Annotated in this window: 13 protein-coding genes; 8 read left to right on the top strand and 5 right to left on the bottom strand. The window is 62.4% G+C overall.

Annotated elements, in window-relative coordinates; genetic code table 11:
- Nucleotides 1–72 precede the first annotated feature (72 nt).
- From I1A62_RS46985 to I1A62_RS45610, 8 genes are all read left to right on the top strand, one after another.
- Nucleotides 73–765: a lipoate--protein ligase family protein gene (locus I1A62_RS46985; RefSeq protein ID WP_219454991.1), complete on the top strand. Its 693-nt coding sequence runs from the start codon at nucleotides 73–75 to the stop codon at nucleotides 763–765.
- A gap of 132 nt (nucleotides 766–897) precedes the next feature.
- On the top strand, nucleotides 898–1,545 hold the full coding sequence (locus I1A62_RS01140; RefSeq protein WP_219453545.1) for an IclR family transcriptional regulator: 648 nt from the start codon (nucleotides 898–900) through the stop codon (nucleotides 1,543–1,545).
- Nucleotides 1,546–1,730: 185 nt separating this feature from the next.
- Nucleotides 1,731–2,951 carry a CaiB/BaiF CoA-transferase family protein gene (locus I1A62_RS01135; RefSeq protein ID WP_219453544.1) on the top strand — a complete coding sequence of 407 codons (1,221 nt, stop codon included), beginning with the start codon at nucleotides 1,731–1,733 and terminating at the stop codon, nucleotides 2,949–2,951.
- Nucleotides 2,952–3,032: 81 nt separating this feature from the next.
- Nucleotides 3,033–4,370: an SLC13 family permease gene (locus I1A62_RS01130; RefSeq protein WP_219453543.1), complete on the top strand. Its 1,338-nt coding sequence runs from the start codon at nucleotides 3,033–3,035 to the stop codon at nucleotides 4,368–4,370.
- Nucleotides 4,371–4,396: 26 nt separating this feature from the next.
- A complete protein-coding gene (locus tag I1A62_RS01125; RefSeq protein WP_219453542.1) occupies nucleotides 4,397–5,266 on the top strand; it encodes a hydroxymethylglutaryl-CoA lyase in 870 nt (289 codons plus the stop codon).
- A gap of 230 nt (nucleotides 5,267–5,496) precedes the next feature.
- Nucleotides 5,497–6,924 carry a 3-isopropylmalate dehydratase large subunit gene (gene leuC / locus I1A62_RS01120; protein ID WP_219454989.1) on the top strand — a complete coding sequence of 476 codons (1,428 nt, stop codon included), beginning with the start codon at nucleotides 5,497–5,499 and terminating at the stop codon, nucleotides 6,922–6,924.
- A complete protein-coding gene (leuD, locus tag I1A62_RS01115; RefSeq protein WP_219453541.1) occupies nucleotides 6,908–7,516 on the top strand; it encodes a 3-isopropylmalate dehydratase small subunit in 609 nt (202 codons plus the stop codon). Before leuC ends, leuD begins: the two co-directional genes overlap by 17 nt.
- Nucleotides 7,517–7,646: 130 nt before the next feature.
- Nucleotides 7,647–7,781 (top strand): hypothetical protein, encoded by a 135-nt coding sequence (locus tag I1A62_RS45610; protein WP_257890328.1) that lies wholly within the window; start codon nucleotides 7,647–7,649, stop codon nucleotides 7,779–7,781.
- Nucleotides 7,782–7,858: 77 nt separating this feature from the next.
- Here the strand turns inward: I1A62_RS45610 and I1A62_RS01110 are convergent, their stop codons facing one another.
- The 5 genes from I1A62_RS01110 to I1A62_RS01090 all read right to left on the bottom strand — a co-directional run bounded on the left by I1A62_RS01110 (nucleotide 7,859) and on the right by I1A62_RS01090 (nucleotide 14,524).
- Nucleotides 7,859–9,550, bottom strand: coding sequence for an AMP-binding protein (locus I1A62_RS01110; protein ID WP_219453540.1), 1,692 nt, complete (start codon nucleotides 9,548–9,550; stop codon nucleotides 7,859–7,861).
- 171 nt (nucleotides 9,551–9,721) lie between these two features.
- Entirely contained in the window at nucleotides 9,722–10,645 is a 924-nt protein-coding gene (locus I1A62_RS01105; RefSeq protein ID WP_219453539.1) for a 2-dehydropantoate 2-reductase, read from the bottom strand.
- Nucleotides 10,646–10,744: 99 nt separating this feature from the next.
- Nucleotides 10,745–11,569: a class II aldolase/adducin family protein gene (locus I1A62_RS01100; protein ID WP_219453538.1), complete on the bottom strand. Its 825-nt coding sequence runs from the start codon at nucleotides 11,567–11,569 to the stop codon at nucleotides 10,745–10,747.
- Between the two features lie 110 nt (nucleotides 11,570–11,679).
- Complete coding sequence (locus tag I1A62_RS01095) at nucleotides 11,680–13,014, bottom strand: MFS transporter (protein WP_219453537.1); 1,335 nt, start codon at nucleotides 13,012–13,014, stop codon at nucleotides 11,680–11,682.
- Nucleotides 13,015–13,198: 184 nt separating this feature from the next.
- Complete coding sequence (locus I1A62_RS01090) at nucleotides 13,199–14,524, bottom strand: CdaR family transcriptional regulator (RefSeq protein ID WP_219453536.1); 1,326 nt, start codon at nucleotides 14,522–14,524, stop codon at nucleotides 13,199–13,201.
- Nucleotides 14,525–14,860 lie beyond the last annotated feature (336 nt).

The following is a 14,860-nucleotide window of genomic DNA, read 5'->3' as shown; positions in this document are numbered from 1 at the left end:
AGATGACGGAACAGGCAGCCACATGCTCGTCGAACACTTCACCACCACACACACTTTCCCGACGACCCGGTACTGGATGCGGCGTACGCAGCAGCGTTCCTACGACGCACCGCGACCACACCGGACAGCGACGCGCTGGTCCGCCTCTACAACCCGGCGCCCACCCTGTCGTTCGGGCGCCTGGACGCCCTACGCGCACAATTCCCCGACGCAGTGGAAGCTGCACGACGACATGGGTTCGCACCCGTGGTGCGCAGCGCAGGCGGGCGCGCCGCCGCGTACCACGAACAGACGCTCGTCCTGGAAATATTCGCTCCGGACACACAGGGAATGACCGGCGCACGGGCACGCTTCCGTGAACTCACCACCCGGCTCGTCTCAGTGCTCCGGGGCCTTGGCATAGACGCTCGGATCGGCGCAGTACCCGGCGAATACTGTCCCGGCGACTGGACCATCAACGGCGCTGCCCGGGTCAAACTCACCGGCACGGCACAGCGGATCATCTCGGGCGCATGGCTCTTCGGCGCAGAGCTTGTCGTCACCGACCCCGAACCCACACGGGCCGTGCTGACCGATGTCAACGCAGCACTCGACGTGGAATTCGATCCGAGCACCGCGGCGGCACTGGCAGACCTCAACCCGGCAATCTCGCTCGAGCGAGTGCGAGCAGCCATCCTCACCGACCTGGGCGCAGGACGCGAAGTCGTTGCCGAGCCCGGTCTCATCTCCGATGCGATCAGTAACCGCGCATCACACGCGCCATGACCAATGCCAATGTCTGTTGCTGTTCGCCCGACCGCCGTTTCGGCAGCGCTCGACGCTAGGATCGTTCGACACGGGCAGTAGTCACTATGCGGTTCGCGGTAGCGATCGCGGTTTCCTCGGGAGAGTCGGGCAATGGTGGACGAGCAGCGCAAGACGGTCGGTGTCTTGTCGCGAGCATTCGCCATCATCGACGCCGTCGAGTTGCGTCCGATGATCACCAGCGACCTTGCACGCACCGTCGGCCTGTCGAAGTCGACCACCCAACGTCTCGTGGCCGAGCTCGCGCACTATGGCTATCTACGTCGAGATACCGAGGGCCGGTACTGGCTCGGGTATCGCTTCACCGCCGCCGGGATGACCGATATCGCCCTTCCCGTCCTGCGGGAGCTGAGCGAGAGCACCGGTGAGTCCTCACAATTGTGGGTCCGGCGCGGTGACCTGCGCTTGTGCGCCGCCAGTGTCGAATCATCGAACGAACTGCGGGCCACCATGCCGGTCGGCACCACATTTCCGCTGGCGGAAGGGTCGAGCGGCCACGTGCTGGCCGGCGATTTCGACAACGACCCCGCCGCGCGACGCCGCGGCTGGTGGCAGACGCTCTCCGAGCGGGTTTCCGGCCTCGGCTCGGTCAGCGCACCGGTACGAGTGCACGGCGAGATCGTCGCGTCGGTGTGCGTGTCGGGCCCGGTGCACCGGCTCGGTGACGATCCCGGAGCCCGCCTCGGTCCCTCGGCCATCGCTGCAGCTCATCGTATCGAAAAGTCCCTCCTCGACTCCTGACCCCGGCGCCGCCCTCACGGCTGTGGGTGTGTCTTTCTTGCCCGCTCTACCTCTACTGGTCGGCATACACCCGTTGCGTTCTGTGACCTGTCGCACTACGGTTGCCCCATCATTCGGGTCATAGTGGCCCATATATTGGGTCACTATGACATGTCGATCACACCGCCGACAGGAATCGGAGCATCATGAACACCGCCACCACAGGTCCGCTCGACGGCATCACCATCCTGGAGCTGGGCAATTTCATCGCAGCGCCCTTCGCGACTCGGCTGCTAGCCGATTTCGGCGCCGAGGTCATCAAGATCGAGCGACCCGACGGTGGGGACGAGCTGCGCGGTTGGCGTCGCAGCAGGGGCACCACCTCGATGATGTATCGCACCATCGCCCGCAACAAGCGCTCGGTGACGCTCGATTTGAAGAGCGCCGAGGGGCAGCAGCTGGTGCTGGACCTGGCCACCAAGGTCGATGTCGTGATCGAGAACTTTCGCCCCGGCACCCTGGAACAATGGAACATCGGCCCCGACCAGTTGCAGGCAGCCAACCCTGACCTCGTCCTGGTCCGGATCTCCGGTTACGGCCAGAACGGCCCCTACGCACAGCGCGCCGGCTTCGGTGGTGTCGCCGAAGCGTTCGGTGGATTGCGTTATGTGACCGGCTATCCCGATCGTGAGCCGGTCCGGCCGGCAGCACCACTGGGCGACACCCTCGCCGGTCTCTACGGCGCGGTCAGCGCGTTGATGATGCTCCTGGCCAAAGCCCGCGGCGGCGACCACCCGCGACCCAAGGTCGCCGACGTCGCACTCTACGAATCGGTGTTCATGGCGATGGAATCGCTGACCGCCGACTACGACGCCTACGAAATGGTGCGCGAACGCACCGCCGGCAACCTGCCCGGTGTGGTGCCCAGCGGCTCCTACCCGTGTGCCGACGGCTCGGTTCTGATCGCCGGGAACGCCAGCGCGGTGTTCGCCAGGCTGATGAACGCCGTCGGCCGCTCGGACCTGGCCAGTGATCCCGACCTGGTCGACGGCACCAAACGCTACCTGCGGGAAGACGATCTCGACGAGGCGATCGTGACATGGACGACGACCAGAACCACCGCAGAGGTGGTCTCCCTATTGTCCGACGCCGGTGTCCCGGTCAGCGAGGTCTACGACGCCGCCCGCATCGTCTCCGACGAGCACTATCTGGCCCGCGGCATGATCCAGCCGTTCAAGGTCGACGTCGAAGACGGCACACCCGAGGAGGTCCGCTTCCCCGGCGTGGTACCTCAGTTCGACGGCCAGGCAACGGAAATCGGATGGTTGGGGCCCGATCTCGGTGCCGACACCGAGCCGGTGCTGGGCCGGATGCTGGGCGTGACGCCCGAGCGCCTGAACGCACTGCGCACCGCAGGCGTGATATGACCCGCGGGCATCCGCCGCTCCTCTGTTCCTGGTGCAACCACATCCTTTCCCGTCTGCTCCCGCACGGAAGAACCCGGTCCCATGGTCTACGCCATCTCCATCCTCGCCCTCGTACTGATCTTCACCATCGCCACCAAGGTGCCGATCAACATGGGCATCCTCGCCTTCGCCGGCGCCTTCCTCGTCGGCGGATGGGTGTCGGGGATCCCGATCGACGACATCGTCGACGCCTTTCCCGGTGACATCTTCCTGATCGTCGCCGGCATCACCTTGCTGTTCGCCATCGCCAAGGCCAACGGCACCATCAACATCATCGTCGAATCGGCCCTCCGCCTGGTCCACGGACGGCGCTGGGCGCTGGTGTGGATGATGTTCCTGCTCTCCGGCGCGCTGATGGCGCTGGGATCACCGATGGCGGCAGGCATGCTGGCCCCCATCGCGATGCGGCTGGCCGGGAAAAAGAACATCAACCCCCTCCTGATGGGCATGGCCATCAACCACGGCGCCCTGGGCTGCGCGTTCTCGCCCATCACGATCTACGGTGCCTTCGTCAACGGATTGATCAAATCCTCCGGGTACGAGGCGAACCCGCTGCTGCTGTTCATCGTTCCCTTCGCGCTCAACGCCCTGTTCTTTACCGTACTGTTCGTTATCTACGGTCGCGACCTGCTCCACGAGCTGCCCGACGGCACCGGTGAGACCACCGGGTCCGGCGCAAGCTCACCGGCCAGCCTCCACCCGAGCCCCGGCGGCGCCCCCGGATCTGGCACCGGTGCCGCGACCGCCGTCCTGCCCGACACCGACGTCATCGGCCACACCCCGTTCAACCGCGAACGGGTCGCGACGCTCCTCGGAATCCTGCTCCTGGCAGTAGGTTCGGTGGCCTTCAACGTTGACGTAGGAGTCAGCTCGATCTGCATCAGCACGGTGCTGCTACTAATGGCCCCGAAGAAGATGCCCCGAATCGAAGACAAGGTGGCGTGGCCGGCCGTCCTGCTGGTCTGCGGCATGCTCACCTACATGACGGTGCTCAAACAAAACGGCACCCTCGACATTCTCGGCGACGCCGCCGCCCACCTCGGCTCCCCCCTGGCCGCCGCGCTGATCCTGCTGTACGCCGTCGCGATCATCTCCGCGGTCGGCTCCTCGATCGGCACCCTGGGCATCGCGCTGCCGCTGGCCGCACCCATGCTCGCCGCCGGGGAACTCGGCGTGCTGGGATTCATCATCGCGCTCGCCTTCGCGTCCACCGTCGTCGACGTCAGTCCCTTCGCCACGAACGGATCGATAGTGGTGGCCGAGGCCGAAGTCGAAGACCGTCAACGGTTCCAACGCAGCGTCTTGGCCTACTGCGGTCTGGTGGTGTTCCTCGCCCCGCTGGTGGCCTGGGCCCTGATTGTCGTTCCCACCTCGCTCTAACCCCGGCCCTTCAGGAAGGCACACCCATGTCCGTCATCATCACCGACGTCGTCCTGCGCGACGGTCTGCAGGACGAGGACGTCCTCGTCGCGACCGACGACAAACTCACCATCGCCGACGAGCTGGTGGCTGCCGGTATCCGGCAGATCGAAGCCGTGTCGTTCGTCTCGCCCACCCGGGTCCCACAGATGGCCGACGCCGACGCACTCGTCGCCCGGTTGCAGCCCTACCGCGCCACCACACAGGTCAGCGCATTGGCACTGAACGCCACTGGGGTTCATCGTGCGGTGGCTGCCGGAGTTGACGTCGTGCACATCGCGGCGTCGGCGAGTTCCGCGCACAGCCGAGCGAACGTCGGCACATCCGCCGCGCAGGTCCTCGCGGATCTGTCCCAGGCGGTGGCCAGTTACCCGCAGCAACGGTTCCTCGGCGGGATTTCCACCGCCTTCGTCTGCCCGTTCGAGGGAATCATCGCACCCACCTGTCTGGTAGAAGTCGCCGAACAGTTCGCAGCAATGGGGATACGCACCCTCGGGTTGGCCGACACCATGGGCACCGCCACCACCGAGCACGTGCTCACCGCGGTGGACGCCGTACGCGATGCACTGCCCGACATCACCATCGGACTGCACCTGCACAACGCTGACGGCCAAGCGCTGACCACCGCCCTGCAAGCAGCACGCACTCTTGGCATCGAACACTTCGACAGCGCGGTCGGCGGATACGGCGGATGCCCATTCGCGCCCGGCGCGCACGGCAACCTCGCCACCGAGGAACTGGTCGCGCATTTCCACAGCCACGATGTGGACACCGGCATCGATCTCCAACAGCTCGCCATCGCAGCATCGACGGTCAAACGTATCCTCGCCGATTCCCCGCAGCTGTCGAAGCAATGATCGGCGACTACTCGGCAGGTGTCCTTTTCACCCCGCGGTCTCACGACAACGCAGCAACCGAAGAACTCGTCGATGCCTTCCACGCCGACGCCATAGCTACCGGCATCGATTCCGAAGGATCTCGAGGGCCCGAGCCGTTCCGCAGCAGACACTTCAACAAGTCCAAGCATGAGCCCCCCAACGACGGGGTGAGCCCAGCAACAAACGAGAACCCCTCCGGAGGTGCCACAATGGGGCAAACACTCGCAGAAAAAGTCTGGAATGAGCACCTGGTAAGACCAGGAACAGCTGACGAGCCAGATCTCATCTACATCGACATGCATCTGGTCAACGAGGTCACCAGTCCCGCCGCATTCTCGGGACTCCGCGAGGCCGGGCGCGTAGTCCGCCGACCGGACCTCACGCTGGCCATCGAAGATCACAACACTCCGACCGACGACATCTTCCGATCGATCACAGACCCCGCAGCTGCGCGGCAACTCGAACATCTTCGACAGAACTGCCAAGACTTCGGCATAGAGTTGTACTCATTGGGCGATACCGCACGCGGAATCGTCCATGTCACAGGACCGGAACTCGGACTGACCCAACCCGGCATGACGGTGGTGTGCTGCGACTCTCACACCAGTACACACGGGGCCTTCGGAGCTCTCGCGTTCGGGATCGGTACCAGCCAAGGCGAGCATGTCCTTGCCACGCAGACCCTGTCGATGCGGTCAATGAAAAACATGCTGGTGACCGTTCACGGTGAGCTTCCCCCCGGTGCAACAGCCAAAGACCTGATCCTGACTGTTATCGAGGTACTCGGCACGGACGGCGGGCAGGGACACGTCATCGAGTATCAAGGCGCGGCAATACGACAGCTCTCGATGGAGGGCAGGATGACCGTGTCGAACATGTCTATCGAGGCAGGGGCGCGTGCAGGGCTGATTGCACCGGACGAAACAACCATCGAGTACTTGCGCGGCCGCCCGCACGTGGTTGACGGCCCAGAATTCGACATTCAGGCGGATCACTGGCGAACCCTTGTATCCGATCCGGACGCCCACTTCGACAAACAGATCACGATCGATGCAACAACGATTCACCCGCGCGTCACCTGGGGTACCAACCCTTCCCAATCCGTGCCCCTGACCGGGGAGGTTCCAGACCCGGCCGATTTCGCTCGCCACGCAGAACAACTCTCCGCCCAGCGTGCGCTTGGGTACATGGAGCTACAACCTGGCACAAAAATGAGCGAGGTATCGGTAGACGCCGTTTTCATCGGGTCGTGCACCAACAGCCGGATCGAGGATTTGCGGGAGGTTGCGGCCGTGTGGCAAGGCCGAACAATCTCACCGGAGATAGAGGTGATCCTTGTTCCGGGCTCTGACACAGTGCGCGCTCAAGCAGTTCGGGAAGGTCTGGATCAAGTGTTCACAGCCGCCGGCGTGGACCTCCGCTATTCAGGATGTTCGATGTGTGTCGCGCTGAACGAGGATCGAGTGAGCGCCGGTAAGCGGATCGCATCCACCAGTAACCGCAATTTCGAAGGACGACAGGGAACCGGCGTCAAGACGCACCTGGTATCGCCCGCCGTCGCAGCTGCCACTGCAGTGACCGGTCGGTTCACTGCACCGTCCGAACTGAAGGAGTCGACCAATGGAACCCATCGTTAGCCACACCGGAATCGCAGTACCGATTCCAGTTTCCGATATCGATACAGACCAGATTATTCCCACTCGATTCTGTGTTGGTCTGACAAAGGTCGGATACCAGGATTTTCTGCTATTCGAGTGGCGCAAGGATAAAAAGTTCGTGCTCAATAATCCGGCATATCGAGGTGCCAGCATCCTGGTTGTCGGCCGAAACTTCGGGTGCGGATCCTCCCGAGAAATGGCCGTATGGGCCTTGAACAATTATGGGATACGCGTCGTCATATCTCCCGAATTCGGCGATATCTTCCGAGGTAACGCCCTGAAGAATGGTCTCCTGACGGTCACTCTCAGTGAAGCTGAGATCGAATCGATCTGGGCGGTTCTGGAGTCCACTCCCGGCGAGACGATGACCATCGACCTCGAAAATTGTCACGTAGAGGTCGGGAAGGGGCACACCTTCGGCTTCGAATACGATGCGAACGCACGATGGCGACTCATGAACGGACTCGACGACATCGCAATAACCCTGAAAAATAGTAGCGACATAGATAATTACGAAGCTCGGAGGCGACTGGACCTGCCGACCTCGACTCGAGTCGTCACTCGGATGTGATACTTCGACCGTGGGGTCAAGCTCTGGGGCGTGGTGTACGAAGTCGTCGCGTGACTCCTCGTGGGGTTATGCCGTCAGTACCGCGGGTGTCACCTCCTGATTCGGGTGCGGTCCGGGGAGATGCCCTGAAATGCGTGTGTACTTGGCCGTCATGAGCCTCGACCCCAAAGGCACCGCCCGCCAGCTCTGGTCCGACCACTGGAAGGCGGCACTGAATGCCTTCGAGATCACCTTCGACGGACGCCTGTCCACCGGACGAAAGTAGCTACAATTCAAACAGTTACAGCGTTATCTGGACAGACCCGTCTCGGCGTCGTCGAGGAAATCGCTATCCTCGACGGGTTAGTCGATGAGGTCTTCGTAGCGGTATTCGGTGGTGATCGGGGTGCTGTCCTCATGGGCTTGAGTTTCGCGGTGTTGGAGTTCGACGCGACGGATTTTGCCGGAAATGGTTTTGGGGAGCTCGAAGAACTCGATGCGCCGGACCTTGAGGTAGGGGGCGAGGTGGTCGCGGGAGTATTCGAGGATCGAGCGGGCGGTGTCGGCGGTCGGTTCCCATCCGGCGGCGAGCGAGATGTAGGCCTTTGGTAAGGCGAGGCGGGTGAGATCGGGTTGGGGGACGACGGCGGCTTCGACTACGGCGGGGTGTTCGATGAGCACACTTTCCAACTCGAACGGTGACACCTTGTAGTCGGAGGATTTGAACACGTCGTCGGTGCGTCCGACGTAGGTGATGTACCCGTCCGCGTCACGTTGTGCGACGTCTCCGGTGTGGTAGTAGCCGCCGGCCATGACCTGGTCATTGCGGTCGGGGTCACCGAGGTATCCGGTCATCAGGTTCTTCGGATGCTGGCTCAGGTCCAAACAGATCTCTCCCTCGTCGGAGACGGTCCCGGTGATCGGATCGACAAGCACCACCGGCACCCCGGGCATCGGCCGTCCCATCGAACCGGCTTTGACCGGTTGGCCGGGGGTGTTGCCGATTTGCAGGGTGGTCTCGGTTTGCCCGAACCCGTCGCGGATGGTCAATCCCCAGGCGCGTTCGACTTGGCGGATGACGTCGGGGTTGAGCGGTTCCCCGGCACCGAGCAGTTCGCGGAGACCTTCAGGTTTGGGGCCGAGGTCGGCCTGGATGAGCATGCGCCACACTGTCGGCGGTGCACAGAAGGTGTTGACCCGGGCGCGGTGCATGTGGTCAAGCAGGGATGCGGCTGCGAATCGGCTGTAATTGTAGACGAAGATTGTCGCCTCGGCGATCCACGGCGCGAAGAAGCAACTCCACGCGTGTTTGGCCCACCCGGGTGAGCTGACAGCCAGATGTACATCGCCGGGCGTGAGGCCGATCCACGCCATCGTAGTCAAATGTCCGACGGCGTAGCTGGTCTGGGAGTGTTCGACGAGTTTCGGTTTGCTGGTGGTTCCGGAGGTGAAGTAGATGAGCATCGGTTCGTCGACCGTGGTGACGGTCTGGAACGGACGGGCAGGGGCCACGTCGGCCGATTGCGCATACGGGTGCCAGCCGGCGGCCTCGCCGCCGACCACAATGCGCAGGTAGTCGCCGGTCAGTTCGTCGAATTTTGGGGTGTCGGCGAGGTTGGTGATCACGCACCGCGCCGCGCCACGGTCGAGGCGGTCGCGGAGATCTTCCGGGCCGAGGGCTGCGGTGGTGGGCATGACGACGGCGCCGAGCTTTAACACTGCCAGCATCGCCTCCCACAGCTCGACTTGATTGCCCAGCATCAGAATGACCCGATCACCTTTACCCACACCGAGTTGCTGCAGCCAGGTCGCGACCCGGTCGGATCGCTCGACCATCTCCGCAAAGGACACCTTCAGTTCGCTGCCGTCCTGTTCGGTGATCCACAGCGCCGTGCGGTCGTTGCCGCGGGCGAACGCGTCGAACCAGTCGATGGCCCAATTGAACTGCCCCGTCAGTTGGGGCCATCGGAACTCGTGCACGGCTTTATCGTAGTCGTCGATCAACGTTATCAACTGGTCACGGCCGGCACGATATAAGTCTGTGTTCGTACTCATAAATTCATGATTCCTCTCGTGTTACAGCTTGGGCAGGGGACAGCGGCGGAAGTGCTAGACGAATGCGGCGCTGACGCTGCCCACTTCGGTGTGCTCTTCGGCAGTGGCCAGATGATGATGCGCGTCTGCCGGCAGCGGATCCGAGAGACCGACATGGCTGTCCCCTGTGCGTTACTTTTGGAGGCCCTCTCGTTCAGCTGGCTTGACTGCTGAAATCAGTGTTAGGACAAGCCGGTTCATCGGCGTGGCGATTCTGTGTCGGTCGGCCGCCCGCACGACAGCCCCGGTCAGCGCATCATGCTCCAAAGGTCGACCGGCAAGACGATCCTCCCTCATCGACGACGTACCGTCCGTGGGGGCGTTAAGCAGCCAGTCCAGCATGCCCTCGGCATCGGCCGGAGTTAGTGCTGCGCCCTCAGCATTGCCGACTGCAACCGCCTCGTACATGATCTCCAATGCCAGATTCTGAATATTCGTTTCTTGCAACACATCCAAGCGACGACCTGTCAGAGCGGTGAGGGGGCTGGCAGAAATGTTCGCCAGGAGCTTACGCCAGGCGACGGTCTTCAAATCGCTTTCGAGCGTTGCCCGTATACCGCCCGCCATGAGCTCGTCGGCAAGTCTGCGACTGACCGCATCGTCGGGCAGGGAGACATCGACACTGCCAGATCTGCGCAATACCGCGCAGCCGGGCTTGTAGCGTTCGGCGTTGAGGTAGACGACGCCGGGAATAATGTGTGCTCCGTCGGTGTAGGGGGCTACCCGCTCGGTGTGCTCGATACCGTTCTGTGCCACCAGTATTTCTGTCTGGGAATCTGCGGCGGCACGCAACCAACGCTCCGCTACTGCAGTGTGATGAGCTTTGACGGCCACGATCACCGTAGAATGCGCCACGGCTTCAGCCGGGTCTCCTACGTGTTGGACCGGCCACGATTCAGTCGAACCGTTCTCGGTGATCTCGATGTGATCAATCGGAGTCCGCCCACCGCAGATGGTGATGGGCCGGCCCGCGCGGGCAAGTGCGGACGCGAGTGACAAACCGATGGCGCCTGCTCCGATCACGGCGACCGGTCGACGGGCTTCATGAACGTTCACATGGTCTTCCTGTCTGCTGATCTCAGGTGTCGCAATTTCTCCCTCCAGGGCGGACGGGGTGGCTCCAGAGCACCTTTGGTGCAACCCCGTCCGATGAACCTAGTCCAGCAGGTCAGGCTGTTCCCGCAGTATATCGTCGAACAGTGGTCGGATGCTGAGCCACGCGGCGTAAGAGCTGCCATTCTCGCGGTGGGTGAAGGTAGCCGTTTCGTGGTCCATTTCGATGGGTGTTCCGGCGGCCATTGCTGCGAGTTGTACCTGTGCACAGCGCTCCATGGCGATGAACCACCACGCTGCTTCACCCGCTGACTGGCCAGTCGTGAGCAACCCGTGGTTCTGCAGTACTGCTGCTTTAGACTGACCGAGTGCGGTAGAAATGCGTTCTCCTTCATCCCGGTAACCTGCAGGGCCGCCGTAGAAATCGTAGATCGCGTGGTCTTCGTAGAAGGCGGCTGCGTCCTGGTTGATCGGACGGATCCCCATGCCCAACGACGACAGTGTCCGACCATGGATGGAGTGGGTATGCGCTGCCGCCACGACATCGGGACGGGCTTTGTGCAGTTCGGAGTGGATGTAGAAGCCGGCGAGGTTGACGGTACCTTCGCCCTCGAGCACTCGCCCCGAGTGGTCGACCCGAAGTAGGTCGGATACCCGTATTGACTTAAAGCTCTTGATGAATGGATTCACCCAGAATTCGTCGTGGACCTCAGGGTCGCGGACGGTCATGTGGCCGGCCACGCCTTCGCCGAATCCGAACTTTCCGAACAGGCGAAGGGATGCTGCGAGTTCGCGCTTCCGTAGCAGTCTTTCGTCTTTGATCGAGAGTCCGACGGGCGGCTGAGGAAGGCCCGGTTGCGGCGTGAGCACGCTGGCCGGTCGATCGATGAGACCTGCGCTGGAGGGTGCGTCTGAAGTGATTGTCATTTCCGTTACCTTTCGCTTGTGGGGGCTTGAAATGGGGGTTCGGTTGCCATCGGGAATAATTCGACTGCCGTGGCACGAGTAGTTAGTGGCGAAGCGAATCATCTGTGGGCTCAGTGACTGGAGCGGTGTTCCAGGTGCCGTCGGATGGGAAACGTGATGGCGACGCCGATGGCTGCGGCGAGTAGGCAGACACCTGCCGGGGAGATTGGGCTATCCGTTTGTTCGACGAGCCAAAAGGCGACAAGTGGAGTGGTGGCGCCGGCGGTAACTGCACCGATGTTCCAGCCGAGAGCAGTGCCGGTGTAGCGATGTTCCGTTCGGAACAGCATTGGAACGCTGGCCAGCACTGGAGCAGCTGCAGCCATGGCGGTAGACATGAGCGCGATATAGGCCATGAGCACGGCGAGTAGATTGCCGGTGGACATGGCGGCGAAGGCTGGGACCGCAATCACGGCGAAGACGATCATGCCGGTACGAGTCACCGTCATCAGTCCGACCCGGTCGGAGATCCTGCCGGCGAGGAAGGACGCACCTCCCGAGGTCATCATGGCCACCACAACAATCCAGTACACCGCCGTCTGCGGTAGCGTGAGTACCTGAATGAGATGAACGCTGAGGTAGCTCAGCCCGATGTAGCACGTACCGTTCACCGCGATGCTGGCCAGAGAAGTCAAGGCCAGGCCGCGCCCGTCGTCGGAGAGCAGGCGGCGTAGCGCGCCCCGCCGACTGCGGGCTGCAGTTGGCGACAGTGTTTCTTCCGAGCGGCTCCGCAGCCACAAGCAGTACAGGCACAGCGGCAGGGTCAGCAGGAAAGGAATACGCCAACCCCACGATCCGAACTGTTCGGTTGGCAATGCAGAAGAGATGATGCCGACGGTGATTCCGGCGACGGAGTATCCGACAGTGATTCCAATGGCGCTGGCAGCTCCGTTGGAGCCCCGCTTGCTTACGGTGGAGGACTCCGCGATGAAGGTCATTGACCCACCGAGTTCGCCGCCTGCAGAAAGGCCCTGGACCGACCGGACCAGTACCAGAAGCACTGTGGCCCAAACTCCGATGGTCTCGTAGGTTGGTAGCAGCCCAATGGCTGTGCTTGCCAGTCCCATCGACAGCAGCGTCGCTAGCAAGGCTTGCTTGCGCCCGTAACGGTCCCCGATTCGACCGAAGATCAGACCGCCGATCGGGCGGAGCAGGAACCCGGTGGCGAACAGCATCAGTCCCGACATCAACGCGGCGGCTGGATCGGATGCCGGGAAGAACAGCGGCGAAATGGTCACTATTAGGAAGCCGAACAGCGAGTAATCGTAGTACTCGATCACGGTGCCAACGCCGCCTGCCCAGGCTGCGCGACGACCACGCGATGCGCCGAGTGAGGAGGACGGTGCGAGGTCGTCCTCTGCAGTGGCCCTGTCAGGTATCGCGATTGGCGACGGGTCTGCAGTCATCGAGGGTCTCCACATCGTTCGTCGGAAACGGCCTGGCTCGTCACTCTTTGCTGAGGCCGCGGTCACATCGACCGGGTCCGAGAGTTCCATCTCGCAAGATTGGTGGGCAAGCAGCACCAATCCTTTGACGCTCGTTTTGTTCCCCGGAACAATTCCGATCACCGTCACAGGCTCAGTTCGCGGATTAACGACCGTTCGGGTTCTCCGGCGGAGTCTTCCTGGATGTCTGGATTGGCCCGGAGTGCGAAACTTGCAGTCGGCGAGCTTCCGCTGCAAGGAAAAGATGGACCACGTCAAGCGGTGTCTTCAAGTCCCGGTTCAGAGCGCTCATCAGCCTGTTCAAGCGATACCGGACGGTATTGGGATGACAGTGCAGCTCAGTTGCCGCCGACTCCGGGTGGCCGCCGCTGTCAAACCACGCTCTGAGCGTGCCGATGAGGACATCCTGGTCGACGTTGGACATCTCTTGAATCGCCGCGAAAACATGCTGCTGCAACCCCGCAGCGAGGGCAGGTGAACTGATGAGGAGACCAGCGACCTGAGCATCGTCGAAGTGGGTGACGATGTGTCGCCCCTCACGGCCGGCCTTACTGGCGATTCGTGCCTGAGCCACGGCAGCAGGAACGGCGCTGAGGCCCGAGAATGGTCTGCTGACACCGACTTTGCGGAACTTGAGCCGCGAGACATGCTCCGATACCCGCAGTACGTCGATTTGGCCGGCCACCGCGACAAGACCGATGTCCGACCGTGCCTCTGATTTCCAGACCGATTGCAGCCCGATTCCCGCCAGCGAGGTGCGCGCCGTCTCGGGCGTATCCGGGTCTGGCGCTGAATGCTCGGTCATCAAGACGACAAATGTTCCTGCGGTAGGGAATTGCAGTTGATTGGCGACGTCGACCAGCGTCTGATCGTATCCTGGCTCGCCACTGAACAGCATTGTCAGTAACGCCTGACGCCTGCGCTGGTTCCGTTGCTGGCGCTCGGCGGCGAACGTTTGATAAGCCATCGCGATTTCCTGCGAGTACTTTTCGAAGGTGGTCCACAAAACCGAGGCCGACATGAGTAATGCACGGCTTGCGGGTGCCGGGCCGTCCGCGCCGAAGGTCTCGCGATCCGCTTCCTCGCAGCCCAACACCAACTCCTGCCAGATATGGATGACGCCGATTCGGAAGCCCGACAGCACGGTCTCGAGCGGCATTTCCTGTTCGGCGCGGAGGAGTCCGGTACTGTGCGGCCCAGGAACGGATAAGGAGCGATTCAATCGCACACTTTCGATTAGTCCCTCGATGTTCTGATGGACCGCGGGAACGAGTTCATCGATTGCCATCGCCGCAGCGAAATGCGGCAGTTCGGCACGCAACTTTTCGGCGATCTCGATTGCGAGCTCGTCGAGGCGCGCACTCAACCCTTGGCATACTGCAGCAAGGCGCTCGTCCACTGCGGACAGGGTTTCTGCACCCGTCGGCCCGGCAGCAGTCACATCATTGCCGTCTGCTGGTCTGACGATCACACCTACCTTCGTTCATGTCCATGGCGGCAGACCTTCGCAACCGTGGTCGGCAACACCAGTCTACGCGGGCGGTTCGTCGGACGTCGGCCGACTCGTCGGCCATGCCAGCGATGAGATGAACCTGTACCTGATCGCATTGGCGGCTGAAGCTACCTTGCATGCTGCAGTAGGCCTTCTGCACCCCGCACCGGAGTCGCTCGTAGCGGCCTACCGTGACAGCCGCCGAGGAAACACTGTGCTGACAACGAGCGCACATATTGCGACGCTGACGCTGACCGTCCCGAAGGTAGACATCAGGGCTTCCCATCGGTTGTCCAGTAGTGGATACGTTCGGGT

Source organism: Rhodococcus sp. USK10 (assembly GCF_019378875.1).
Lineage (GTDB): Bacteria > Actinomycetota > Actinomycetes > Mycobacteriales > Mycobacteriaceae > Rhodococcus_F > Rhodococcus_F pseudokoreensis.
This window is presented reverse-complemented; position numbering and strand designations above follow the sequence as displayed.

What these genes read in the sequence shown, in the direction of transcription:
- leuD (WP_219453541.1), top strand. Translation starts at nt 6,908, where the DNA reads ATGGAACCCATCGTTAGCCACACCGGAATCGCAGTACCGATTCCAGTT.
- I1A62_RS01125 (WP_219453542.1), top strand. Translation starts at nt 4,397, where the DNA reads ATGTCCGTCATCATCACCGACGTCGTCCTGCGCGACGGTCTGCAGGAC.
- I1A62_RS01130 (WP_219453543.1), top strand. Translation starts at nt 3,033, where the DNA reads ATGGTCTACGCCATCTCCATCCTCGCCCTCGTACTGATCTTCACCATC.
- I1A62_RS01140 (WP_219453545.1), top strand. Translation starts at nt 898, where the DNA reads ATGGTGGACGAGCAGCGCAAGACGGTCGGTGTCTTGTCGCGAGCATTC.
- I1A62_RS01100 (WP_219453538.1), bottom strand. Translation starts at nt 11,569, where the DNA reads ATGACAATCACTTCAGACGCACCCTCCAGCGCAGGTCTCATCGATCGA.
- I1A62_RS01110 (WP_219453540.1), bottom strand. Translation starts at nt 9,550, where the DNA reads ATGAGTACGAACACAGACTTATATCGTGCCGGCCGTGACCAGTTGATA.
- I1A62_RS45610 (WP_257890328.1), top strand. Translation starts at nt 7,647, where the DNA reads ATGCGTGTGTACTTGGCCGTCATGAGCCTCGACCCCAAAGGCACCGCC.
- I1A62_RS01095 (WP_219453537.1), bottom strand. Translation starts at nt 13,014, where the DNA reads ATGACTGCAGACCCGTCGCCAATCGCGATACCTGACAGGGCCACTGCA.
- leuC (WP_219454989.1), top strand. Translation starts at nt 5,497, where the DNA reads ATGGGGCAAACACTCGCAGAAAAAGTCTGGAATGAGCACCTGGTAAGA.
- I1A62_RS01135 (WP_219453544.1), top strand. Translation starts at nt 1,731, where the DNA reads ATGAACACCGCCACCACAGGTCCGCTCGACGGCATCACCATCCTGGAG.